This is a genomic window from Halomonas sp. 11-S5 (assembly GCF_029889825.1).
Taxonomy (GTDB): Bacteria; Pseudomonadota; Gammaproteobacteria; order Pseudomonadales; family Halomonadaceae; genus Halomonas.
Map to the genome: position 1 here is coordinate 30,331 of NZ_JARANW010000024.1, position 24,966 is coordinate 55,296.

The window sequence follows — 24,966 nt, forward strand, 5'->3', positions numbered from 1 at the left end:
TCATCAGGCCTTGGCCTCCCGCGGCAGCGCCAAGGCCATCAGCGCACTGGCCGCCACCAGGGCCGAAGAGATCCACAGGCAGGCGGTAAGGCCGTAGACCTGGTAGACCCAGCCGGAGAGCAGGGTCCCCAGCAGGCGCCCCATGGCGTTGGCCATGTAGTAGAAGCCCACGTCCATGGAGACGCCGTCGGCGCGGGCGTAGTGGACGATCAGGTAGCTGTGCCAGCTGGAGTTGACGGCGAACAGCACGCCGAAGGCCAGCAAGCCCGCCACCAGCCACCCCACCTCGGCCAGCGGCAGCAGCGCCAGCAGTGCCGGCAGGCCGGCCAGCGCCATGGCCCAGAAAGCCGTCACGCCTCGCGCCCCGCCCTTTACCAGGCCGGTGAGGCGCGGCGCCTGGGTCTGTACACCGCCATAGCCGATCACCCAGATGGCCAGCAGGCCGCCTACCGTCCAGTGGCTCCAGCCATGCTGGTCATAGAGGAACACCGGCAGCGCCACCACGAACCAGACGTCCCGGGAGGCGAAGAGGCACAGCCGCGCCGCCGAGAGCACGTTGATGGCCCGCGACTTGGAGAACACCTCGCTGAACCTGGGCTTGCGCTTCTGGCGGCCCAGGTCGGCCTTGAGACGGGCAAGCGACAGGGCCAGCACCGCGACCAGCATCAGCGCCATGGCGATCACGGCGCCACGAAAGCCGATCAGGGTCAGCAGCAGCCCGCCGAGGAAGAAGCCGGCGCCCTTGAGGGCGTTCTTGGAGCCGGTGAGGATCGCCACCCAGCGATAGAGGGCGCTGCCCGCGCCGGGGCTGTCCCTGGGCACCAGCACCTTGACCGCGCTCTTGGCGCTCATCTTGTTGAGGTCCTTGGCGATGCCCGAGAGCGCCTGGGCCGCCATCACCCAGGGCACGGTCAGCGCCGTGGCGGGCACCAGCAGCATGGCCAGCGCCACGACCTGCAATGCGAGCCCTGCGTTCATGGTGCGGTTGAGCCCCAGGCGGGCGCCCAGCCAGCCCCCCACCAGGTTGGTGACCACGCCGAAGGCCTCGTAGAAGAGGAACAGCATGGCCACTTCCAGGGGCGAGTAACCCAGCTGGTGGAAGTGCAGCACCACCAGCATGCGCAGGGCGCCATCGGTGAGGGTGAAGGCCCAGTAGTTGCCGGTGATCAGCAGGTACTGGCGCACCTCGAAGGGCAGCGCCCTGACGCGTGCGGTGAGCGATTCAGCCACGCCCCACCTGCATCTCATCTACCTGCTCCCGCCCGACCTTCCCTAGGCCCACCTTCAGGGCCAGCTCGGCGGTGCGGTTGGCGTAGCCCCACTCGTTGTCGTACCAGGCGTAGAGCTTGAGCTGGGTACCGTTGATCACCATGGTGGAGAGCGCATCGATGATCGAGCTTCGCGGGTCGGTGCGGTAGTCGATGGAGACCAGCGGACGCTCCTCATAGCCGAGGATGCCGGCAAGCGGGCCCTCGGCGGCCGCCTCTAGCGCCGCATTGACCTCCCCCACCGTCACCTCGCGCTCGAGTTCGAAGACCATGTCGGTGAGCGAGGCGTTGGCCAGCGGCACTCGGATGGCATGCCCGTTCAATTTGCCCTCGAGTTCCGGGAAGATGGCGGTGATCGCCTTGGCCGAGCCGGTGGTGGTGGGGATCAGGCTCATGCCGCAGGCGCGTGAACGGCGCAGGTCCGGCTTCTGTGGAGAACTCGGGGCGTCGAGGATGACCTGGGTGTTGGTGATGTCGTGCACCGTGGTCATCGAGCCGTGGCGGATCCCGAACATCTCGTGGATCACCTTGACCACCGGCGCCAGGCAGTTGGTGGTGCAGCTCGCCGCGGTGACGATGCGATGGACGTCGGGGTCGTACCTGTCGTCATTGACGCCCACCACCACGTTCAGCACGCCCGCCTCCTTCACCGGCGCGCTGACCACCACTCGCTCGACGCCCTGGTCGAGATAGGCCTGAAGCGCCTCCGTGGTCTTCATCTTGCCGGAGCACTCGATGGCGACCTGGCAGCCGGACCAGTCGCCCTCGTCCACCGCCTTGTGCGTGCTGAAGGCGATGCGGTGGCCGTCAATCAGGATGGCATCACCATCGCCGTGGATCCCCTGCCCCGGGCTCCAATGTCCGTGTACCGAGTCGAACTCCAGCAGGTGGGCGAAGGTCGCGGCATCGCCACCCGGGTCATTGATGCGCGAAAGTTCGACCTCGCCCGCCGTAACGCGGGGCCAGAGGCTACGCAGGACCAGGCGACCGATACGGCCGAAGCCGTTGATGCCGATACGTAGGGGCATGGTGTTCTCCTGATGAAGAATGAACGCCGGGAGACACCCTCAGAGATCGTCGTCCCGGGCCTTGATCTGCAGCCATAGCGAGAGGCGGTGGCGAATCTCGTTGAGGGCCTGCTCGTAGGCGTCGGTACGCCCGATCAGTCGCGGGTCGCGAATGTCCCAGTAGAGGTGCTCGTCGCTCCCTCCCTGCCAGTCGCGGCACGCCTGCTGGGCCTTGTCACACAGCACGATGACGGCATTGAAATGTTCGCCGGCGAAATCATCCAGCGACTTGCTGGCCAGTCCCTCGGTGGAAATGCCCTGCTTCTCCAGCGCCGCCAGGGTCATCGCATGGGGTTCATCCGGTTCACTGCCGGCGCTGTAGGCCTCGAACCTGTCGCCGGCCAGGTGGCGCAGCAGGGCCTCGCCCATCAGCGAGCGGGCGGAATTGGCATTGCAGAGGAAGAGCACGCGCTGTTTCGTCATGGGAGGCTCCTGACGACATATGGAATGTCATATATAACGCCGTTGGATGTCAATCATGTGACAGCCCTTCACGACGACGGGGAGGCCGAAGCCTCCCCGTTTCTCGATGCCAGCCAGGATGGCGCTCAGCCGTAGCGGCCGGTGATGTAGTCCTCGGCCTTCTTGGTGGCCGGGTTGGCGAACATCGTACGGGTGTCGTTGTACTCGATGATCTCGCCGAGGTGGAAGAAGGCCGTGTAGTCTGCCACCCGCGCCGCCTGCTGCATGTTGTGGGTCACGGTGATGATGGTGAACTGCTGCTTGAGCTTGTCCATCAGGTCCTCGATGGTCGCCGTGGAGATCGGGTCCAGCGCCGAGGTGGGCTCGTCCATCAGGATCACGTCGGGCTGCACGGCGATGGCGCGGGCGATGCACAGGCGCTGCTGCTGGCCACCGGAGAGCGAGGTACCCGGCTGGTGCAGCTTGTCCTTGACCTCTTCCCACAGGCCGGCGTCGCGCAGCGCCTTCTCTACCAGTTCATCCTGGTCGGCCTTGCGGCTCACCAGGTCGTGCATGCGCGGCGCGTAGACGACATTGTCGTAGATCGACTTGGGAAAGGGATTGGGCTTCTGGAAGACCATGCCCACCCGGCGGCGCAGCGCCACCTCGTCCATCTTGGCGGCGTTGACATCGCGGCCATCCATCTCCACCAGCCCTTCGAGACGCACGCTGGGGATCAGGTCGTTCATGCGATTCAGGCAGCGCAGGAAGGTGGACTTGCCACAGCCCGAGGGCCCGATCAGGGCCGTGATGTTCTTCTGGTAGACATCGATGTTGAGGTTCTTCAGCGCCTGACTCTGGCCGTACCAGAGATTGAGGTCGCGAACGCGGATGCTCAGCTCATGATGGGCGTCATTATTGCGGGTCACCGGCTGACCGGGTTCGGGACGGGAGTTTTCCTGACGTGACCTTTCGTGACCTGACATGGGCGCGGTACTCCGCTCGGCAACGTGAATGTTCATCTATGGATATCCTGTAACGTAGCGTGGCCTACCAGCGGCGTTCGAACTTCTTGCGCAGGACGACGGCAGTGGCGTTAAGGAAGATCAGGATCGCCAGCAGCACAAGAATCCCCCCGGCGGTCTTCTCGACGAAGGCCTGATCCGGCTCGCCCGCCCAGGTGAAGATCTGCGCCGGCAGTACGGTGGCGGCCTGGGTGAAAGAGCTCCCCGCGTCGGGAATGAAGGCCACCATGCCGACGATGATCAGCGGTGCGGTCTCGCCCATGGCCTGGGCCAGGCCGATGATGGAACCGGTCATGATGCCCGGCATGGCCAGCGGCAGCACGTGGTCGCGCACCACCTGCCAGCGCGAGCAGCCCACCCCGAAGGCGGCGTGGCGGATCGTGTCCGGTACACTGCGCAGTGCCGTGCGGGTGGCGATGATGATTACCGGCAGGGTCATCAGCGCCAGGGTCATGCCGCCGACCAGCGGCGTGGAACGCGGCACGCCGAAGAAGTTGATGAAGATGGCCAGGCCCAGCAGGCCAAACAGGATCGAAGGAATCGCCGCCAGGTTGTTGATGTTGATCTCGATGATCTGGGTCAGGCGGTTGTCGGGGGCGAACTCCTCCAGGTAGACCGCCGTCATCACCCCGATGGGGAAGGCGATGGCCAGCGTCACCAGCAAGGTCATCACTGTGCCCACGGCAGCGGAGAGAATGCCCGACGCTTCCGGCATCTTGGAATCGCCGCTGGTGAAGAAGGTGGTGTTGAACTTGAGCTCCGCCCGGCCCTGTTCCACCAGGGCATCGACGGTGGTCTTCTGGGACTCACTGAGTTTGTTGCGGTTGCCCTTGAGGTATTGATCCACTTCGCTGTCGGCCAGCACCCAGCGGGTCTCGGTGGTGCCCATCAGCGACGGATTGTCGCGCATGCGGACCGGGATCAGGCGCTCGAAGGTACGGCTCACCAAGCGCGACACCTCGGGGTCCAGGGCGGCACGCCCCATGCGCTGGGCATCCTCGTTGTAGTCGACCTCCACCTGGATCTGCGCCTGCTGGAAGGCCGGCAGCCCTTTGGACAGCATGTCGGTGAAGAACAGCACCAGGAACAGGCCGGCGAGACCCAGGGCGCCCATGGAGAACCACTTCAGTCGTGCCGATTTGCGGTGGCGCTTGCGCAGCTGGGCGCTGATGTCGTCGAAGGATTGACTCATCTCGGCGATTCCTCGGCGTTACAGGTTGTTGACGCGATACTTCTCGCGGAAGCGGCGGATCATGAGCACCGATACCAGGTTCAGGCTCAGGGTGACGGCAAACAGCACCAGACCCAGGGCGAAGGCAGAGAGCGTCTCGGCACTCTCGAACTCCAGGTCACCGGTCAGCGCCGCCACGATACGCACCGTCACCGTGGTCATGTCCTCCAGCGGGTTGGCAGTGAGGTTGGGCCGCATGCCCGCCGCCATCACCACGATCATGGTCTCGCCCAGCGCCCGCGAGACCGCCAGCAGCGAGGCGGAGATGATCCCCGGCAGCGCCGCGGGAATGACCACGTCGCGGATAGTCTCACCCTTGGTCATGCCCAGTGCCAGTGAGCCCTGCCGCATGCTGTCCGGTACCGCGCTGATCACGTCGTCGGAAAGCGAGGAGATGAAGGGGATGATCATGATGCCCATCACCACCCCGGGCGCCACGGCATTGTTGAAAGAGGCATCCAGGCCGAAGAAGCCGGCCACGTCGACGATGATCGGCGCCACCGTGATGGCGGCGAAGAAGCCATAGACCACGGTGGGAATGCCGGCCAGCACCTCGAGGGTCGGCTTGGCCAGGGTGCGCACCCGCGACGGGGCGAACTCTGCCATGTAGACGGCCGAGAGCAGGCCCACGGGAATCGCTACCAGCATGGCGATGGCCGTGATCATGAAGGTGCCGGCGAACAGCGGCACCGAACCGAACTGGGCGGCGCTGCCGCCCTCGTCGCCGCGCCCCGCGGCGGCCAGGAAGCTGGCGCCGGGGTTCCAGACGGTGCCGGTGATGAAGTCCCAGAAGCTGTGCATCTGGAAGAATCGCAGCGCCTCGAAGACGATCGAGAAGAGGATGCCAAAGGTGGTGAAGATAGAGATCATGGCCGCCGCGACCAGGATCCGGCGAATCACCCACTCGATGGCCTGGCGGGCATGGAAGTCGGGCTTTACTTGGCTCACCCCCACCATCAGGCCGATAGCGGCGATCACTAGGCTGCCGGCCAGTAAATAGAAGGTGGGGATATCGGCGCCCAACAGCAGCATCAGGAAGGCCCCGATGGCGCCCACGGTGATCGCCGGCCCGGCGGTGGCGAGCACGGCGAACCAGGCGTACTGGTCGGGTTGAGCATACATGGCCGTGCCGCTGGCGCGCACTCGCGCGGCCTTGGCACGACCCAGGAAGAAGGCTATCAGACCCAGCAGCAGCAGGACGCCGCTGAACATGGCGAGGAGTTGGTTGGTCTGCATAGGTCTCTCTCGGTGGATAACGACGGCAGCGTGCCTGCCGGAACGTGAGACGGCCGGCAGCCGTGGGCTGCCGGCCGGATCAGGCATCCCTGCCCAACGGGTTGTTACTTGAGGTCGTCGACCTCGAGTTGGGCCCGGTTGGCAACCTTCTCGCGGGTCTGCTCACGCTCGGCTTCCGTCAGCGGGATCAGGCCCAGGTCACTCAGGTAGCCACCCTTGCCGATCATGGCCTCGGATACAAACATGTCGACATAGTCGTACAGCGGCGGCACGGCATCGGCGTGCTGGTTCTTGACGTAGAACCACAGCGAGCGGGCGATCGGGTAGTCCCCGGCGCTGATCGCCTCGGGTTCCGGCGCCACGCCCTCGATGGCGGTGCCGATCAGGGCGTTGGGATTCTCTTCGAGGAAAGAGTAGCCGAAGATGCCGAAGGCATCGGTGTCTTCACTCAGACGCTGGACGATCAGGTTATCGTTCTCCCCGGCATCGATGTAAGCGCCGTCGGAACGTACCTCAGTGTAGGCCTCGCCGCCGTAGGCCTCCATCTCCTCTGACGGGACTTCCATGACGAGCTCTTCGAAGGCATCGCGGGTACCGGAAGTGCTGGGCGGGCCGTAGATGGAAATCTCGCGATCCGGCAGCGAGGCGTCGATGTCACTCCAGTTGGTGTAGGGGTTGTCGACCAGCTCGCCATCGACCGGCACCTTGGCGGCCACGGCCAGGAACAGCTGTTCGAGGGTCAGCTCGATGGCCTCATTGGTGCTGGACTGGGCGAAGACGATGCCGTCGGAACCGATCTTCACCTCGGTGACGTCGGTCACGCCGTTCTCGATGCAACGCTCGAGCTCAGAGAGCTTGATGCGGCGAGACGCATTGGTGATGTCCGGAGTGCCCTCGCCCACACCGTTGCAGAACAGGCGCAGTCCACCGCCGGAACCGGTGGACTCGATGACCGGCGTCGGGTTGCTGGTCACGGCACCGAACTCCTCGGTCACATAGCTGGCGAACGGGTAGACGGTGCTGGATCCGACGATGTGGATCTGATCACGGGCGTGGGCCACAGTGGCCACACTCATGACGGCGGCGGCGATGGCCGTGGTCTTGACAGCGCGGCTTTTGAGGATGCGATTCATGGAGCGATCTCCTGATGGGGACAGTGTGCAACCTTCGCGAGTCACACCTTGCCCCACTCAGATGACAGCTTCATGACATTTGACCGCCGCCGGCGAATCCGACCCTCACTCTAGCTCGGGACGCCCGGCCAGTACGCGAATGCCGAAATTGGCCAGCAGCGAGGCGCCGAGCATGGTGCCCACCATCGGCCAGGCGCTGTCCACCTCGAAGGCGCCCACCAGCACCCCGGCCAGGGCGCCGCTGGAGAACTGTAGGCTGCCCTGCAGGGCGGCCGCGGTGGCGCTCATGTGATGGAAGCGGTCGAGCAGCGAGGTGATGGCGTTGGGGGCGATCAGGCCGATGGTGCCGGCGAACAGCATGATCAGCGGCACCATGGTGGCAAGCGACTCCCGCCCGGTGACCACCACCAGCGCAAGTCCGAGGCCGGCGGCCAGCTGGATACCCAGCCCCAGGCGCAAGTTCTGCAGGGGCGTGCGCCATCTCAGCAAGCGGATATTGAGGCGATTGGAGGCCACCATGGCCACCACGTTGACGCCGAACACCAGCGGATAGAGTGACGGCGTCAGGTCGAAGTGCTCGAGATAGAGAAACGGCGAGGCGGTGACGAAGGCGAACAGCCCAGCGAACGACATCGAGGCGGCAGCGATGAAGCCCATGGCCCGACGATCGCCAAGCACGCTGGCATAGTTGACCAGCACCTTGGCCGGCGTTGCCGCAGACCGGCCGGACGGTCGCGTCTCGGGTAGCCGGGTGCCCAGCAGCCACATCAAGAAACCGGCGTAGGCGGCAAGGAACACGAAGATCAGCCACCAGTCGGCGAGATACAGCAGCCCGCTGCCCACCACCGGCGCCACCAGCGGCGCCATCAGCATGATGATGGCCATGGTCGACATCACCTTGGCGGCTTCACGGCCCTTGAAACAGTCGCGCACGATGGCCGCCGAGTTGACGACGGTCGCGCCACCGCCCAGCGCCTGGACGAAGCGCCAGGTCAAGAGCTCACCCAGAGAGCCCACCGTAGCGATCACCAGGCTGGCCAGCAGGAAGACCACCAGGCCACCCAGCAGCACCGGCTTGCGCCCCACCCGATCGGACACCGGGCCGAACACCAGCTGGCCCAGGGCGAAGCCGGCCAGGAAGGTGGAGAGCGACAGCTCCGTGTGATGGATGCTGGCGCCGATATGCCCGGCGATCGCCGACATGGCCGGCAGGTAGGCATCGATGGCGAAGGGCGCCAGGGCCGTATTGGCGGCCACCAGCAGCGCCACGCGTCGAGGATTCAGGGTCAAGGCGCCTCCGAGGCAGCAACCGGACAAACAGATAGTAAGCTAATGATACCTGAAACCGTAGCCCCTGCCTCGATCGTCTATATTCGGCCACCTCGCCTTGCTAGAGTGGCCCCCACGACAACCGGAGGGATCCCGCCATGGCAGATGACCTGCTTTCACAACTCAAGACCATGACCACCGTGGTCGCCGACACCGGTGATCTCGAGGCGATTCGCCGCTTCTCGCCCACCGATGCCACCACCAACCCGTCACTGATCCTCCAGGCGGCCCAGCAGGAGGCACGCCGCGCACGGCTGGCCGAAATCGCCCGCCATGCGACCGACATCGACGATGCCCTGGACGCGGTGGCCGTGGAGATCGGCAGAGAGGTCAGTGCCCTGATACCGGGCCATGTCTCCACCGAGGTCAGCGCCCGCCTCTCCTTCGACAGCGACGCCACCCTGGCGCGGGCCCGCTCGCTGATCGAGCGTTACGGGCGTCACGGCGTCGGTCCCGAGCGCATCCTGATCAAGGTCGCCGCCACCTGGGAAGGCATCCGTGCCGCCCGGACCCTCGAGCGCGAAGGCATCCACACCAACCTCACCCTGCTGTTCAGCTTCGCCCAGGCCCGGGCCTGCGCGGATGCCGGCGTCACCCTGGTCTCGCCCTTCGTCGGCCGGATACTGGACTGGCACAAGGCGCAGGAGCCCGATGCCGACTTCAGTGGCGACCGCGACCCGGGCGTGCAGTCCGTCAGGCGCATCTACGAACACTTCAAGGGGCATGGCTACGACACCATCGTGATGGGCGCGAGCTTCCGCAACGCCGGCGAGATCATCGCCCTGGCCGGCTGTGACCGCCTGACCCTCTCGCCCAAGCTGCTGGAAGAGCTGGCCGACACCACCGGTAACCTGGAGCGTCGGCTTATGCCGCTGGACGCCGAGACTCGCGCCCCCGAGCCCCAGGACGAGGCCGAGTTCCGCTGGGCGATGAACGAGGATGCCATGGCCACCGATAAGCTGGCGGAAGGCATCCGCAAGTTCATGGCCGACCAGCGCAAGCTGGAGGCGCTGCTGGGTGAGCTGAGGAAGGGCTGACCGACCGGGGCCGCCGAGGGCCCGGTCAATGGCCGTGCGAGGCGGCCTCCTGGGCCTCGAGCATCTCGACGAGGGGCTGAAACTCCTCGCGGTTATGCTCGTTCAGGCGCATCAGGATACGGTGGGCCTCGAGAACCCGCTGGCGGGTTTCCTCGACGTCGGTGGGAATCTCGGGGAGATCGCAAAGCTCACAGGTCTCGGTGATCGGCGTCTCCACCAGGGTGAAGATGCGCGAGAACCCCATGACGTCAAGCATCCGCCGGACATCCGGGTTGTCGGCGATGATGGTCGCTCGCTCGGTGACACGGCCCTGCACTGCCATCGCCACCTTGGCGAGGAAGCCCAAGGCAGTGGAATCCACGTTGGTGGTGTCGCGCAGGTCGATGATCAGCGTCTCGAGGCCCGGGGTCTCGGCCAGCTGCTGGGCCTGACGGTCCAGGGTGGCGCAGAGCGTCAGGCGCACGTCTCCGCACAGCTTGAGGACGAAGACCCCGGAATCGAACGCCGCCTTGATGCGGCCTTCATTGTTTATCATTGCCAAATCCGCTCAACGTCATGATCGTCAGGTCGTCTGGCAGTTCCTCGTGTCCCGGGGCGCTCTGGGCGACGCCTTCATCATCGTCCGCCAATGCCCCCAGTGCAAGGCTGCCACGTAGGTCCTCCAGCGTCTCGCTGGCCAGGACCCGCCGCTCGAGCTCCCTGAGCCGCAGATCGAGGGTGTCGCCCGGCAGACACTCCAGTATCCCATCCGAACACAGCCACAGCCGGAAGTTCTCCGGCAGCTCGCAGCCCAGCATCGGGTAGTCGATCCCCGGGAAGAGGCCGACCGGCATGCCCTCGCCGGGCAACGGCGTCACCTTGCCATCGGACACCAGCAGGGGCATGGGCAGCTGCGCGCCCAGCGAATAGTGGAGATAACGACGTTGATGGTCAATGACCCCGACGAGCAGGGTCGCATGCTTGCCGATGCCGGCATCCAGCAGTTCGCGATTGAGCGCCGCCAGCCAGCGCGGCGCCAGGGCCTCGGGATGCTCGCCGTCCCACTCGTGCTGCCAGTGATTGGAGAGATACTTCAGCAGCACGGTGACAAAGGCCGAAGAGGCCCCGTGCCCGGAGACATCGGCAAAATAGAACAGGCTGTAGCGCTCGTCGAAAGCCTGGAAATCGAGGAAATCCCCGGACAGGTAGAGCGAGGGCGCCAGCCAGTAGTCGAAGGTCACGTCATTGAGGGTCTGTGGCCGCGGGGGCAGCAGCTTACGCTGGATCTGTCCGCCGGCCTGTTGATCAAGGCGCAGCATCGCCAGATGCGTCTCGAGGCTCTCGTTGAGTTCTTCCAGGTCCTCATTGAGCTGGGCCAGGCGGGCACGATCATGCTCACGCTCCGCGGCCAGGCGATGCACCTCGATGGCCTTGCCGATCATGCGCCGCAGCAGGGACCCATGGCGCAGCGGGTCGACGATGTAGTCCACCAGGCCGACATCGACCGCGCGCAGCAGGTCGGCATCCTGGCGCTCGTCGCTGACCACCAGGGTCGGCAGGCATTCAGCGAGATGTGTCCAGTCCCCGCTGGGCACCGCCCGGGAATGGGCCACGATGAGGGCGGTTTCCGGCGGGAGTCCCTCGATGCTGTCGGCGGCATATACCGCCAGGCCGTCACGGGCGATGGTCTCGGCCAGGGCATCACGCTCCGACCCCGGCACGTCGATCACCCCGATCAGTTGCTTGGCTGGTGGCATGCAGTCATGGCCTCAATCGGCGAAGGCATCATCGAAGTCCGCCTCATCGAAGTTGAACTCCTCGTTGACGAAGGGATCTTCGCCCTGCTCGCCATCGCTGACTTCGAAGCGGCGCTGCTGCAGCCAGGTATCACGAATGAAACTGTAGCGATCGCCCCGGATCAGCGCCTCCTGGTCGAGCAGGCCGGCCCGGGCATCGATCACCCTCAGGGCGGTAAGGCCGATGCGCACCTCGTCATCCTCCACGTAGGTGGTCGGATAGGTAACCATGTCCACCGGCAGCCCGGCGGTATCGCGCAGCGTGCTCGGACCGAGCAGCGGCAGCACCAGGTAGGCTCCCTCGCCCAGGCCCCAGACAGCGAGCGTCTGGCCGAAGTCCTCCTCGCGGCCGGTGACCTCCATTCGCGAGGCGACGTCGAACAGGCCACCGATGCCGACGGTGCTGTTGATCAGGAAGCGACCGGTGGCCACGCTGGCGTTGGTGCCCTTGCCCTGCAACAGGCTGTTGAGCGCGGTGCGAATCTCCCCCAAGTTGGAGAAGAAGTTGCCGACACCGGTCTCCACCGGGTCCGGCGTGACGAAGCGGTAGCCCCGGGCAGCGGGCTTGAGCGCGTATCGGTCGACCACATCATTGAAGGCGAACACCTTGCGGTTGAAGCCCTCCAAAGGGTCGTCGGGATTTCGCTCCCGCACTTCCCCGCTGGTGGCGCACCCCGCGCTGGCCACCAGCAAAAACGCCAGTGCTCCCCGCCCGACCCATCTCGTCAGCCCTTGTCTCATTGGCATTCTCGCCTCCCAGCGGTTCCCTGTCATGACGCTCATTGGCGACGCACCACCACGCTGCCGGCACTGTATCCCGCGCCGAAGGAACAGACCACCCCGAGCGCGCCGCGTGGCAGGTCGCCCCGGTGCAGGTGGAAGGCGATGATCGAACCCGCCGAGCTGGTGTTGGCGTAGCGATCGAGGATGATCGGCGCCTGTTCGGGGCTCGGGTCATGGCCCAGCACGCGCCGGGCAATGAGGTCGTTCATGTGGCGGTTGGCCTGGTGCAGCCAGAGCCGCGACAGGTCGCCGCCCGTAAGCTCGAGGCTCGCCAGGTGATCGGTGATCAGCGCTGCCACCAGCGGACAGACCTCCTTGAAGACCCGCCGGCCCTCCTGGACGAAGAGCTTGTCGATGGCCTGCGGATCGCTGTCGGTGACCCGGTTGAGGAAGCCGGCGTTGTTGCGGATGGCGTTGGAGAAGCGCGTGACCAGGCGGGCGCCGAGGATCTCGAAGCGCTCCTCGGCGGTGGCGACCTGCTCGCTCTCCAGCACGATGGCGGTGCAGGCATCACCGAAGATGAAGTGGCTGTCGCGGTCCCGGAAGTTGAGGTGCGCCGAGCAGATCTCGGGGTCGACCACCAGCGCCCGCTTGACGCTGCCGGCGCGGATGGCATTGGCGGCGGTCTCGATGGCGAAGGTCGCCGAGCTGCAGGCGACGTTCATGTCGAAGGCATAGCCGCCCGCGCCGAGCGTATCCTGGAGTTCCACCGCGACGGCCGGGTAGGGCCGCTCCAGGTTGGAGCAGGCGACGATGACCAGCTCGATATCCGCGGCCTCGACCCCCGCCGCGTCCAGGGCCTCGCGCGCCGCGGCCAGGCCCATCTCGCACTGGAGGGAGGGCGCGTCATTGCCGCGTTCCGGCAGCCGGGGACGCATCCGCGCGGGGTCGAGGATGCCCTCGGCGTCGAGCACGTAACGGCTGTGGATGCCCGAGGCCTTGACGATGAACTCGGTGCTGGAGTGTGGCAGCGGTTCACGCTCGCCGGCGGCGATGGCAGCGGCATGGCGCGCGTTCTCGGCGTCCACCCAGGCGTTGAACGAGTCCACCAGGGCCGCGTTGTCGATGGCGTGTGGTGGGGTGAAGAGGCCCGTCCCGGTAATCACCACTTGGCTCATGCTTTTCTCCCTGTGAGTTCTGCCCAGCGCTTCTCGAGGCGCTTGGTGGAGACCGGGAACCTCGTGCCCAACTGCTGGGCGAAGAGCGAGACCCGCAGCTCCTCGATCCACCAGCCGAACTCCACCAGTACCGGGTCCTCCACCCCGCCGCGTCGCTCGCTCTCGCGGCGGGCCACCAGCCGCGCCTCGAAGTCCTGGACCTCCTGCATGTGCATCTGGTCGCGCATGCGCTCCCGCGGCGCCTTCTCCAGGCGGATCAGCGCCGCGTCCATGTAGCGGGGGTACTCCTCGAGCCACTCCCCCGCCTCGCTGACGAAACCGGGATGCACCAGCTGCTGCATCTGGGCCTTGAGGTCACTGTAGACCAGCGCCAGGGCCAGGTTCAGCCGCCCCTTGAGCGCCTTGGTCACGGCCAGGTGCCCCTTGAGCGCCTGCTCCAGGGTGGCCACCAGGACCTCCGCCCGGGGCAGCAGCGCATCGCGCGTCGCCTCGAGGCGCTGCTCCAGTTCGCCCCGCGAGCGCGGCAGCGCCTCGCTGGCCACCACCTGGCCAAACACCCCGGCCACCACGTCATCGATGAGCTGTCGCTTGCTGCCGACCTTGGCGAACAGCAGCGCACAGGTCTCCAGCCCCTTCAGGCGTTCGATGGCCCGCACTTGGTCGGGCAGGCGTTCCATGGCCGCCCTGACCACGCCCCGGCGATGGGCCTCGCGGGCCTTGTCGGGATGGTCGAAGAGCTCGACCCGGAAGGCCTCCTTGGCGGGCACCAGGGCCGGGTAGGCCTCCACCCGGATGCCCGCCTGGGTGGTGACCCGGGACTCGGGCAGGGGCGTCTCGGGCAGGGCCTCGAGCTCGCCTTCGCTGCTGGCCTGCTCGGCCAGGGCCCGGGCGCCCTCCCCGGCGGCGGCCTCGAAGCGGCGCTCCAGTTCACGAGCGTCTCGGCCCTGGCCCAGGGTCCGGCCCTGGTGATCGACCACCCGCAGGTTCATCACCAGGTGCGGCTCCAGCTGGTCGAGGCGCCAGTCGTCGGGATGGAGCCGTACACCGGTCTTGCGGCGCAGGAATTCACCCAGCGCCTCGGTGAGCGGCACGTCGTCCGGCGTCATGGCCTCGAGGGCGGCGTCGACCCAGTCGGGAATCGGCACCACCTGGCGGCGCACCGCCTTGGGCAGCGACTTCATCAGCGCGATGCCCTTCTCGCGCAGCAGGCCCGGGACCAGCCACTCGAGCCGCGCCAGGGGCAGCTGGGGCAGCATGGCCGCCGGCACGGTCAGCGTCACCCCGTCGTCCACGGCCCCAGGCTGGAAGTGGTAGGAAAGCGGATAGCGCACGCCACCCAGCACCAGCTCGTCGGGGTAGTCGGCCACGGTGACCTCCCCGGCCTCCCGCGCCAGCAGGGCCGCGCGGTCGAACTTCAGGATGTCGCGGTTCTCGCGCTCGGCCTGCCGACGCCAGGCCTCGAAGCCCTTGCCGTTGACGATCTCCGCGGGGATGCGTTCGTCGTAGAAGGCGAACAGGGTCTCCTCGTCGACCAGAATATCGCGCCTGCGGGCCCGGTCCTCGAGATCCTCGACCTCCTCCACCAGCGCCCGGTTGTGGGCGAAGAAGTCGCCCCTGGTCTTGAACTCGCCCTCCACCAGTGCCCGGCGGATGAAAATCTCCCGGGACTCCTGCGGGGCCATGGCACCATAGTGGACCTTGCGTCCGGCGACGATCGGCAGGCCGAAGAGCGTGACCTGCTCGGTGGCGACCACCTGGGCGCGCTTCATCTCCCAGTGCGGCTCGGCATAGGAGCGCTTCACCAGGTGGCCGGCCAGCGGTTCGATCCACTGGGGCTCGATCCTGGCCACGGTCCGGGCGAAGAGCTTGCTGGTCTCGACCAGTTCGAAGGCCATCAGCCACTTGGGGGACTTCTTGGCAAGGCCCGACCCCGGATGGATCAGGAACTTGCGGTTGCGTGCCCCCAGGTACTCGCGATTCTCGGTGGCGAGGCCCAAGTGCGAGAGCAAGCCGGTGAGCAGTGCCTTGTGTAGGGCCACGGCGCTTTCTCGGCGGGCTTCCACGCGGCTCTTGTCGTCCCAGGCCGGGTCATCGGCGGCAAGCCGTGGGGCCGGCGGCGGTACCTCGATCTGCATGTCGCGCAGCAGCTGGCGCAGCTGGCGAAAGGTGTCATGCCACTCGCGCAGGCGCAGATAGTTGAGATAGTGATCCTTGCACCAGCGCCGCAGCCGATTACCGGAGAGCTCCTCGCGGGCGACTTCGAAGCCGTTCCAGAGGTTGAGCAGGGCCACGAAGTCGGAGTCCGGGTCCTGCCAGCGGCGGTGGGCCTGATCGGCGGCCTGGCGCTTGTCGGCCGGCCGGTCGCGGGGATCCTGCACCGCCAGGCCGGCGACCACGATCAGCACCTCGCGCAAGCCCCCCTGCTCGGCGCCGGCCAGCACCATGCGCGCCAGGCGCGGGTCGATGGGCAGCCGCGACAGTTTGCGCCCCAACGGGGTCAGGCGGTTGTCCGCGTCCACCGCGCCCAGCTCGAACAGCAGCCGGAAGCCATCGGTGACGAAACGCGAATCCGGCGGATCGACGAACGGGAAGGTCGCGATGTCATCGGGGTTCAACGACAGCAGCGACAGCATCGAGAGGATCACCGAGGCCAGATTGGTGCGGCGGATCTCGGGGTCGGTAAATTCGGGCCGGGCGAGGAAGTCCTCCTCGTCGTAAAGCCGGATGCAGACCCCCTCGGCCACGCGCCCGCAGCGCCCCTTGCGCTGGTTGGCGCTGGCCTGGCTGACCGGCTCCACCGGCAGGCGCTGGATCTTGGTCTTGTAGCTGTAGCGGCTGAGACGCACCAGCCCCGGGTCGATGACGTAGCGGATGCCCGGCACGGTGAGCGAGGTCTCCGCCACGTTGGTGGAGAGCACGATGCGCCGCCCCGCATGGGGGGCGAAGACACGGTTCTGCTCGGCATTGGAGAGCCGCGCATAGAGCGGCAGGATCTCGGTGCCCTTGAGGTCGGCACGGCGCAGGGTGTCGGCGGTCTCACGAATCTCGCGCTCACCGGGCAGGAATACCAGGATGTCGCGCGGGCCATGGAACCAGCGCTTGTCGCGCTCGACCCGCTCGATCTCCTCCACGGCGTGGAGGATGCCCTCCTGCAGAGTACGATCCTCCTCGTCGTCATCATCGCGCACCAGCGGCCGATAGCGCACCTCCACCGGGTGGGTGCGCCCGGTGACCTCCACCACCGGCGCCGGCTGGCCCCGTCCCTGGGCGTCGGTGCGCCCGAAGTGCTCGGCGAAGCGGGCCACGTCGATGGTTGCCGAGGTGATGATCACCTTGAGGTCGGGGCGCCGCGCGGTGAGGCGCTTGAGGTAGCCGAGCAGGAAGTCGATATTAAGGCTGCGCTCATGGGCCTCGTCGATGATGATGGCCTCGTAGCGCATCAGATCCGGGTCGTGGCGGGTCTCGGCGAGCAGGATGCCGTCGGTCATCAGCTTGACCAGGGTGTCGTCGCTGCTCTGGTCGGTGAAACGCACCTGGTAGCCCACCTGTTCGCCCAGCGGCACCTGGAGCTCCTCGGCGAGGCGATTGGCCACCGAGCGCGCCGCCAGGCGCCGCGGCTGGGTGTGGCCGATCAGTCCGCGGCGCCCCAGGCCCAGTTCCAGGCAGAGCTTGGGCAGCTGGGTGGTCTTGCCCGAGCCGGTCTCGCCGGCCACCACCACCACCGGATGCCCGCGCAGGGCCTCGAGGATGTCCTCCCGACGCTCCGCCACCGGCAGCGATGGCGGATACTCGAGGGCCACCGGCCGCGCCCGACGCCGTTCCACCTGCTGCCGCGAACGCTCGAGCGCGCGCCGCACCTCGACGAGGCCGCGGTCCACGGGCTTGCCCTCCCTCAGTCGACGGCGCAGCCCGCGCAGGCGCTTGTCCAGGGTCGGGACGTCGCGCCGCAGGGCATCATCGAGGTCGCGGGTCAGGGCGTCGAGCTCGGCGGCATCCTGGGCGTTCGCGGCGGGGGCCTGGCGGGTCTCGGGGGTCACGGTCTCTACGGTCGTCTCCGGGTCACGGTCATCAAAAAACTGCCCGCCCAGGACTCCCGGAGCGGGCAGTGCATTGTAACGCCGAGGTCACGACGACGCCTAATCGGAACCATCAAGCGTGGCTATCAGGTTGCAAGAAGAAAGCTATCGCTTCTCGCGCTCCTCGTCGCGAAGCTGGCGTCGCAGGACTTTCCCCACATTCGTCTTGGGCAACTCGTCGCGGAACTCCACGAACCTCGGCACCTTGTAGCCGGCGAGATCCTTCTTGCACCAGGCCCGCAGGGTCTCGGCATCGAGGGTCTCGTCCCGGGAGACGACGAACAGCTTGATCGCCTCGCCGCTGGTCTCGTCGGGCACTCCCACGGCCGCGGACTCGATCACCCCGGGATGGGCCGCCACCACGTCCTCGATCTCGTTGGGGTACACGTTGAAGCCAGAGACCAGGATCATGTCCTTCTTGCGATCGACGATGCGGATGTAGCCATCCGGCTGGAGCACGGCAATGTCGCCGGTATGAAACCAGCCCTGGCCGTCGATCGCACAGGCGGTCTCCTCGTCCCGGTTCCAGTAGCCCTTCATCACCTGGGGGCCCCTGACGCAGAGCTCCCCGGCGGCATCGAAGGGCGCATCCTGACCATCGGCATCCACCACCTTCACCTCGGTCCCCGCCACCGGCTTGCCGATGGTGCCAAGCTGGGCGGCATCCACGGGATTGAAGCTGACGATGGGCGAGGTCTCGGTCAGGCCATAGCCCTCGGCCACCGGACAGCCGGTGACCTCCTCCCAGCGCTGCGCCGCGGCCCGGGTCAGGGCCATGCCGCCGGAGATGGTCAGGTGCAGCCGGGAGAAGTCGAGACGGCGAAAGTCCTCGCGGTTGCACAGGGCATTGAAGAGGGTGTTCAGCCCGATGAAACCGGTAAAGGAGAGCCCCTTGAGGGTCTTGACGAAGGTGTCCAGGTCGCGGGGGTTGGGGATCAGCACCGAGTGATTGCCGGTCTCCATCATGAACAAGCAGTTCACCGTAAAGGTGTAGATATGGTAGACGGGCAGTGGCGCGATGATGGTCTCGGCGCCGTCGGTCAGCGCCGGGCCGATGGCCTGGCGGGCCTGGAGCATGTTGGCCACCAGGTTGCGATGGGTGAGCATGGCGCCCTTGGCTAGCCCGGTGGTGCCGCCGGTGTACTGCAGCGCGGCGATGTCGTCGGGGCCGCACGTCACTTCCTGATGGCGACGCCCGGCGCCCACCTTCAGGGCCTGACGCAACGGCGTGGCACCGGGCAGCGAGTAGGCCGGCACCATTCGCTTGACGTGCTTGACCACGGCATTGATCAACTGGCGCTTCGGGAAGCCATGCAGATCCCCCAGTTCCGTCACCACCACATGCTGGATATCGGTGCGCTCGAGGATGCGTTCGAGCTTGTCGGCCATGTTGGCCAGGATGACGATGGCCCGGACCCCGGCGTCCTTGAACTGGTGGGCCATCTCCCGCTCGGTATACAGCGGGTTGGTGTTGACCACCACCAGCCCCGCCCGCAGGGCACCAAACACCGCCACCGGGAACTGCAGCACGTTGGGCAGCTGGATGGCGATGCGGTCCCCCGGCTGCAGCGTGGTCTCCTGCTGCAGCCAGGCAGCAAAGTCCCCGGAGAGGCGGTCGAGTTCGGCATAGGTCAGCATTCGTCCCATGCAGCTGAACGCCGGCTTGTCGGCGAAGCGCGCCACGGAGGAGTGGAAGACATCCATCACCGAGGCGTAGGCGTCAAGCCCCTCAAGGGGCTGACCGGTCAGGATGGCGGGCTTGGCGTTCTCGCTCATGGGCAGTCTCCACGCTGCGGCTGATGTCATCAGCCGGCTTGTTGTTCTTTGCGCCTACCTTATACCAGCGCCTTTGCGGCTGTAAAACACCCGATTGAAACCTACGTTTGAAAGCGCGCCTGGATCACCCCACCCTGCCAGACCAGCAGCTCGCCGGGTACCATGCGCACCCACTCCTCGTTGTCGGTGAGCGGCTCGGTGGCAATCACCGAGACCACGTCGTCGGCCGTGGTGTGCTCGGCGAAGTTGACCGTCAGCTCGGCATCCGAGAGGCTTGCCCGGCCGAAGGGCGCCCGCCGCGTGATATGGGCCAGCTTGGTGGAACAGTAAGTGTAGAGATAGTCGCCATCGGCCAGCAGAAGATTGAAAACCCCCAGGCCCCGCAGTCGCTCACAGAGACCGTGCAGGGTCCCCCAGAGGGCATGACGCTGGGCGTCATCATCCGGCGGTTCGGGAAAGGCGCCGCGCAGCTCACCGAGCAGCCAGCAGAAGGCATGCTCGCTGTCGGTGCTCCCCACCGAGCGATAGAAGGAGTGCGGCAAAGCCTGCCAATCGGCGAGCTGGCCATTGTGGGCATAGCACCAAGGGCGCCCCCACATCTCGCGGACGAAGGGATGGGTGTTGGCCAGGCGCACCTGGCCGACATTGGCCTGCCGGATATGACTGATGACGATGTTCGACTTGATCGGATAATCGCAGATCAGCCGGGCGATGGGGGAGTTCACCGAGGGGTGGGGATCACGGAAGTCCCGATAACCGCCCTCCTCGTAGAAGGCGATACCCCAGCCGTCACGGTGTGGCCCGGTCCCCCCGCCACGGTGCAGAAAGCCGGTGAAGCTGAAGCAGATGTCAGTGGGCACATTGGCGCTCATGCCCAGCAATTCACACATGGGGTTCCTCCCGGCGTACGGGGCGTCGCACGCGACGACGCCGGATCAGGCCGATCACCAACACCAGCCACAGCACCACCACCAGCGCCACGGCCGCCCACAGAAGCGGATCATGGCGATGCGCCTCCCACTGCCGCTGCAGGCCCGGCACTCCCGCCTGCCAGAGATCACGCGCCTGTCCGGGCAGGCGATTGACCCAGGCGACGAAGCGGTCGGCCGAGGTCTCGGGGGGCGGCAGAGGGGAATCGCTGCGCTCCCCGTTCTCGACGCGTTCGGTCCCGAGGGTCGGCCCGGTTACGTCCGCCAGGTCGATGCCGATGCGGCCTTCGGGGTTGAGTATCAGGCGCGGCAGGGCCAGCTCGCGGGTCTCGCCATCCAGCTCGAGGGTGGCCGTGAGCAGCAGTGGCTGGCTCAGTTCCTCGTCGAGCTCGGGCAGGTCGAGATGCCAGCGCGAGGCCCCGACCGCCCGGGCCTCGAGACGTTCTCCCTGCAGCTCGCCATGGATCTCGGTGTTGTCGCGATTCAGCCGGGGATGCTCGGCGGCCAGCACCACCCGACCCTGCCGGGGCCGATACACCGCCCCGATGGCCGGCAGTACGTTCACCGCCTGCACCCGCTGGCGGTGGAACCTCTCCCCTTCGGCACGGATCACCAGACGCGCATTGCCGGTCAGCGCCGGCGCCGGCAGGCGGCCAAGGAAGCGCCCCGCCTCGGCCTGCAAGGTGATCCGGGACTGTGCCTTGCCCCCCGCGTCCTGCAGCAAGACCGAGAGGGTGAGTTCCTCGCCTTCCTCGCCGAGGGGGTCACCATCGCGCTCCACCCAGGCCTGGACCGGGACTTCGAAGCCCAGATAGAGGGTGGTCGGCAGATCGGCGAGCCGCAGGTGAAGTGGGGAGGCGACGTTGATGCGACTGCCCTCGCCCACCGGCCCCTCGAGACGCCACTCGCCGACCTGGGGATCGGGCACCCGGATCAGGTCGAAGCGAGGCTCCACCTGCCAGCGAATGTCGTCCGGCGCCTCGTCGGCCCGGTAGCGCGTGCCGTCCGGCGCGACCAAGGTCAGGGGGGCATCGTCGGGCGCGTGGAAGACCAGTGCCGAGAAGTTTTCCACGTCATCGTCGATGACGAAGCGCCTCTCCTCCAGCGGCACCTGGTCGGCGGGGAAGATACGCTCGATGATGTCGAGGAAGGCGCCCAGCAGGCTCTCGGGGTTCTCCGCGAGCGCCGCCAGCCCCCCGGTGGACTGGGCCAGCCGCTCCACCAGGGCCAGGTCGGCCTCGTCGGAGAAGGCGATGGCATGGATGGCCACGCCCTGATCGGCCAGTTCGGCGGCCAGTTCGTCCACCAGGCGCTCGCGCGAGGCTTCGTCGACCTCGGGCTTGGCCCCCCGGGCCGGTGACAGATCGATCACGCCATCGGTGAGCAGCACCAGGTGGCGCCAGCCGTTGGCCTCGGCCCTTGCCGCCTCGCGAAGGGCCACCTCGATATCGGTGTACTGCTGGTAGTCCTGCAGGGCCGGAGGCAGGGCCAGGGCCCGTTCGCGCCAGGCCGCATCCACCTCGCCCAGCGGCAGGGGGTTGTCGACCGTCTCACCGAAGGTCCAGACGCCCGCCGTGGCGCCGTTGGGCAGCAGCGCCACCAGCATGTCCAGGGCACTGAGCGCCAGGCGATCGGGATCGTTTTCCTTCATGCTGCCGGAGACATCGACCACCACCCGGACGTCCGGCCGCTCCTCCTCGCCGACCTGTGCCGGCGCCTGGCTCGCCCACAGCCACAGGGCACCGCCGATTGCCAGCATCCAGGTCAGCCGGCCAACGGGCCTTTCCATGCCATACCCGCCCATCGGGGCTCCTTAGCCGATCATCGGCTCCTGGCGCTGGCCCCGGCCACCGCGGCGGGGGCCGGCGGGCGCCTCGTCATGCATGTCCACGTAGTCATCGTCATCGAGGGTGTCGCGATGACGGCCACGCCACCACAACAGCAGCCCCACCAGGACCCCCAGCCCGGCCCCCACCGCGACCAGCAGGGTAGCCGGCATGAGGGCCGCGCCGTTGCGCTCGAGGAAGGCCACGGCCGCCACCACCACCGCCGGGGCGAAGCCGGAGTAGAACTCGCCTTCCTCCAGCAGCGGCAGGCGGAAATGGGCCGGCGTCCACATCACACCGGCCACCAGCCAGGTGATCACCAGCCGCGGCAACCGCGGCAGGAAGGCCAGTCCCAAGTAGCCAGTCAGCAGCACCACCAGCGACAACACGACATAGACCAGCCATAGTAGGGATATCGAATCCGAAATCAGCATCACCACCTCGCGACCTGTGCGTCCACGACGCACGTTCTTGAAAATACACTGAGTATGGTACATCTCGCGCAATGAAAGCACAGCCGCCACGTGACCAGGCCCCCGAGACGCCTGCCGATGACCCCGTCACCCGCTTGCGCCACGCCGACGACCCGGCATGGCACTGGCTGGAGAACCGCGATGATCCAACGGTCAGCGACTTCCTGGAGGCCGCCAACCAGGAGTCGCGCCGCTGGTTCGCCCCCCTCGACGACCTGGTCGAGCGCCTCTACCACGGCCACCTGGCCCGCCGCGAACTCGCCGTGCACGGGCTGAGGACGCCGCTGGATCACTACACGGTGTGGAGCGAGACGGCGGTAGACGCCGACTATCCGGTCTGGTGGCGCCATCCCAATGGCGACCCCGACGCCACGCAGTGCTTCCTCGACCTGCAGGCCAGGGCCAGCGAGCACGACTTCCTCGAGGTGGGCGACATGGCCCTCTCCCCGGACGAGGCCTGGCTGGCCTGGACCGAGGACACCCGCGGCGATGAGACCTACAGGCTCTATCTCAAGCACCTGCCCGGCGGTGAGCCCAGGGGGCTGCTCGAGGAGATCGGCCCCGAGATCGGCTGGGCCGAGGATAACGCCACCCTGCTCTTCACCCGCTATGACGCCACCCAGCGCCCGGAGAGCATCTGGCGCCTGCCGCTGGAGGATGACAGGGCCGGCGAGCCGGTGCTGGTGCTGCGCGAGGAGGACCCGGAGTTCTGGCTGGGACTCGGCATGACCCGCTCCCGCGAGTGGCTGGTCCTGGAGAGCGCCTCCAAGGACACCAGCGAGAGCCACCTGATCCCCGCCCGAGCGCCGGCTACCGCGCCGCACTGCTTCCGCCCCCGGCAAAGCGGAGTGGAGTACGCCCTGGACCACCGCCCGGGCCACTTCTATGTGCTGCACAACCGCGAGGCCACCCATTTCCGGCTGGACGTGATGGCCGAGCAGCGGCTGGGCGAGGCCGACCCCGCGAGCGACTGGCAGCCGCTGATCGCCCAGCGCGACGATGACACCCTGGAGGGGGTCGACGCCTTCGACTGGGGGCTGGTGATCACCGAACGCGACCACCACGAGGCCCAGGTGCACCTGCGCGTCCTCGAGCTGGATGCCGACCACACCATCACCCGCGACGAACGGCTGCCACTGCCGGAGTTGCCCTGCAGCCTGGTACTGGGCGACACACCCCACTTCGATACCCGCCGCCTGCGACTGCGCGAGGAGTCCTTCACTCTGCCGGTGACCTGGCTCGAGCATGACCTCGACAGCGGCCAGCGGCGCCTCCTCAAGCAGCAGCCCATCCACGGCGACCTGAGGCCCGAGCAGCTGGTCTGCGAACGGCTCTGGGCGACCTCGCACGACGGTGAACGGGTCCCCGTTTCGGTGGTGATGCGTGCGGACCTGGCCGGCCACCCGCTGCCCACTCTGCTGTATGGCTACGGTGCCTATGGCGAGGTGCTCGATCCCTGGTTCTCGGTCGCCCGGCTGGAACTGCTGGCACGCGGCGCGGCGTTCGCCGTAGCGCATGTGCGCGGCGGCGGCGATCGCGGCGAGCCCTGGTACCTAGCCGGCAAGCTCGAGCACAAGGCAAACAGCTTCCATGACTTCCTCGCCGCCCGCGACGCCCTGGTCGAGAAGGGCTTCAGCAATGGCGAACGCATTGCGGCCTATGGCGCCAGTGCCGGGGGGCTGCTGGTCAGCGCCAGCCTCAACCTGGCTCCGGAGGCCTTCTGTGCCGCCGTCCTCGACGTGCCCTTCGTCGACGTGCTGCGCACCATGGAGAACCCCGACCTGCCTCTCACCACCGCGGAATACACCGAATGGGGCGACCCCCGCGAACCCGAGGCACGACGGCGCATCGGCAACTACTCACCGCTGGACAACCTCTCGGCACAGCCCTGGCCGGCAGTATTCCTGCAGGGCAGCTGGCACGACACTCGGGTGCCGTACTGGGAGCCTGCCAAGCTCTATGCCCGCCTCAAGGAACTGGGCCGCGACCAGGCCGGTAAAGGCCATCCTGCGGCTGACCGCCCCTCGGATCGCCGCCCGACGGAAGTCCGCCCCATCCTCCTGCGTACCGACATGGCCGCCGGCCATGGCGGGGCCTCGGGACGCTTCAAGGCCTGGCACGATAACGCTCGCCAGGATGCCTTCATCCTCTGGGCGCTCGGGCTCGAGGGCAGAGACGCCTGATATGCTGATCCTGATCTGCTGATACAAAAGGACCCGGCCGATGCCGGGTCCCTTACGTACTGAATGGATGGAGACGCGTCAGCTACCACCGCCGGCACCACCGCCAGCACCACCACCGGCGCCACCACCAGCACCACCACCGGCGCCACCACCAGCACCACCACCGGCGCCACCACCGGCGCCACCGCCGGAACCACCACCAGCGCCGCCACCGGAACCACCGCCAGGCACGCCAGACCGGCCGGCGGGGAGGACGCCGGCGGCGGGGGGAGAGGCGCGGGCGGGGGGGGGGGGGGGGG

19 protein-coding genes and 1 pseudogene are annotated in these 24,966 nt (G+C 67.1%); 3 read left to right on the forward strand and 17 right to left on the reverse strand.

Annotated elements, in window-relative coordinates; all coding sequences use genetic code 11:
- Positions 1-3: 3 nt before the first annotated feature.
- From arsJ to OP497_RS14410, 8 genes are all read right to left on the reverse strand, one after another.
- Complete coding sequence (arsJ, locus tag OP497_RS14375; RefSeq protein ID WP_280549595.1) at positions 4-1,230, reverse strand: organoarsenical effux MFS transporter ArsJ; 1,227 nt, start codon at positions 1,228-1,230, stop codon at positions 4-6.
- Entirely contained in the window at positions 1,223-2,296 is a 1,074-nt protein-coding gene (locus OP497_RS14380; RefSeq protein WP_280549597.1) for an ArsJ-associated glyceraldehyde-3-phosphate dehydrogenase, read from the reverse strand. The genes arsJ and OP497_RS14380 overlap by 8 nt, the downstream gene beginning before the upstream one ends.
- A 39-nt stretch (positions 2,297-2,335) precedes the next feature.
- Positions 2,336-2,758 carry an arsenate reductase ArsC gene (locus OP497_RS14385; RefSeq protein ID WP_280549599.1) on the reverse strand — a complete coding sequence of 141 codons (423 nt, stop codon included), beginning with the start codon at positions 2,756-2,758 and terminating at the stop codon, positions 2,336-2,338.
- Between the two features lie 125 nt (positions 2,759-2,883).
- Positions 2,884-3,666 carry a phosphate ABC transporter ATP-binding protein PstB gene (gene pstB / locus OP497_RS14390; RefSeq protein WP_280549633.1) on the reverse strand — a complete coding sequence of 261 codons (783 nt, stop codon included), beginning with the start codon at positions 3,664-3,666 and terminating at the stop codon, positions 2,884-2,886.
- A gap of 121 nt (positions 3,667-3,787) precedes the next feature.
- On the reverse strand, positions 3,788-4,954 hold the full coding sequence (pstA, locus tag OP497_RS14395; protein ID WP_280549602.1) for a phosphate ABC transporter permease PstA: 1,167 nt from the start codon (positions 4,952-4,954) through the stop codon (positions 3,788-3,790).
- A gap of 18 nt (positions 4,955-4,972) precedes the next feature.
- Positions 4,973-6,229, reverse strand: coding sequence for a phosphate ABC transporter permease subunit PstC (pstC, locus tag OP497_RS14400; RefSeq protein WP_280549604.1), 1,257 nt, complete (start codon positions 6,227-6,229; stop codon positions 4,973-4,975).
- 104 nt (positions 6,230-6,333) lie between these two features.
- Positions 6,334-7,362: a substrate-binding domain-containing protein gene (locus OP497_RS14405; protein ID WP_280549606.1), complete on the reverse strand. Its 1,029-nt coding sequence runs from the start codon at positions 7,360-7,362 to the stop codon at positions 6,334-6,336.
- Positions 7,363-7,467: 105 nt separating this feature from the next.
- Positions 7,468-8,652 (reverse strand): Bcr/CflA family multidrug efflux MFS transporter, encoded by a 1,185-nt coding sequence (locus OP497_RS14410; RefSeq protein WP_280549608.1) that lies wholly within the window; start codon positions 8,650-8,652, stop codon positions 7,468-7,470.
- Positions 8,653-8,789: 137 nt separating this feature from the next.
- Here OP497_RS14410 and tal point away from each other — a divergent pair, with 137 nt between their 5' ends.
- Entirely contained in the window at positions 8,790-9,728 is a 939-nt protein-coding gene (tal, locus tag OP497_RS14415; RefSeq protein ID WP_280549611.1) for a transaldolase, read from the forward strand.
- Positions 9,729-9,753: 25 nt separating this feature from the next.
- Here the strand turns inward: tal and OP497_RS14420 are convergent, their stop codons facing one another.
- From OP497_RS14420 to OP497_RS14460, 9 genes are all read right to left on the reverse strand, one after another.
- Positions 9,754-10,263, reverse strand: a complete 510-nt coding sequence (locus tag OP497_RS14420; RefSeq protein ID WP_280549613.1) for an STAS domain-containing protein — start codon at positions 10,261-10,263, stop codon at positions 9,754-9,756.
- Positions 10,250-11,464 (reverse strand): fused response regulator/phosphatase, encoded by a 1,215-nt coding sequence (locus OP497_RS14425; protein ID WP_280549615.1) that lies wholly within the window; start codon positions 11,462-11,464, stop codon positions 10,250-10,252. The genes OP497_RS14420 and OP497_RS14425 overlap by 14 nt, the downstream gene beginning before the upstream one ends.
- 12 nt (positions 11,465-11,476) lie before the next feature.
- On the reverse strand, positions 11,477-12,250 hold the full coding sequence (locus OP497_RS14430) for a VacJ family lipoprotein (protein ID WP_280549617.1): 774 nt from the start codon (positions 12,248-12,250) through the stop codon (positions 11,477-11,479).
- A gap of 32 nt (positions 12,251-12,282) precedes the next feature.
- The gene (locus OP497_RS14435; RefSeq protein WP_280549619.1) at positions 12,283-13,404 is read right to left on the reverse strand and encodes a beta-ketoacyl-ACP synthase III; all 1,122 of its coding nucleotides are present in this window, start codon (positions 13,402-13,404) and stop codon (positions 12,283-12,285) included.
- Positions 13,401-17,441 carry an ATP-dependent RNA helicase HrpA gene (gene hrpA / locus OP497_RS14440; protein ID WP_280549621.1) on the reverse strand — a complete coding sequence of 1,347 codons (4,041 nt, stop codon included), beginning with the start codon at positions 17,439-17,441 and terminating at the stop codon, positions 13,401-13,403. Before hrpA ends, OP497_RS14435 begins: the two co-directional genes overlap by 4 nt.
- A 144-nt stretch (positions 17,442-17,585) precedes the next feature.
- Positions 17,586-19,256 carry an AMP-binding protein gene (locus tag OP497_RS14445; RefSeq protein WP_280549623.1) on the reverse strand — a complete coding sequence of 557 codons (1,671 nt, stop codon included), beginning with the start codon at positions 19,254-19,256 and terminating at the stop codon, positions 17,586-17,588.
- A 101-nt stretch (positions 19,257-19,357) separates the two neighbouring features.
- Positions 19,358-20,146, reverse strand: a complete 789-nt coding sequence (locus OP497_RS14450) for a class II glutamine amidotransferase (protein WP_280549625.1) — start codon at positions 20,144-20,146, stop codon at positions 19,358-19,360.
- Positions 20,139-21,974 carry a vWA domain-containing protein gene (locus tag OP497_RS14455; RefSeq protein WP_280549627.1) on the reverse strand — a complete coding sequence of 612 codons (1,836 nt, stop codon included), beginning with the start codon at positions 21,972-21,974 and terminating at the stop codon, positions 20,139-20,141. Before OP497_RS14455 ends, OP497_RS14450 begins: the two co-directional genes overlap by 8 nt.
- Positions 21,975-21,998: 24 nt before the next feature.
- Positions 21,999-22,445, reverse strand: a complete 447-nt coding sequence (locus OP497_RS14460; protein ID WP_280549629.1) for a hypothetical protein — start codon at positions 22,443-22,445, stop codon at positions 21,999-22,001.
- A gap of 71 nt (positions 22,446-22,516) precedes the next feature.
- Here OP497_RS14460 and OP497_RS14465 point away from each other — a divergent pair, with 71 nt between their 5' ends.
- Positions 22,517-24,667, forward strand: a complete 2,151-nt coding sequence (locus tag OP497_RS14465) for a prolyl oligopeptidase family serine peptidase (protein ID WP_280549631.1) — start codon at positions 22,517-22,519, stop codon at positions 24,665-24,667.
- A gap of 63 nt (positions 24,668-24,730) precedes the next feature.
- A pseudogene (locus OP497_RS14470) lies at positions 24,731-24,966 on the forward strand (hypothetical protein); the annotation flags it as partial.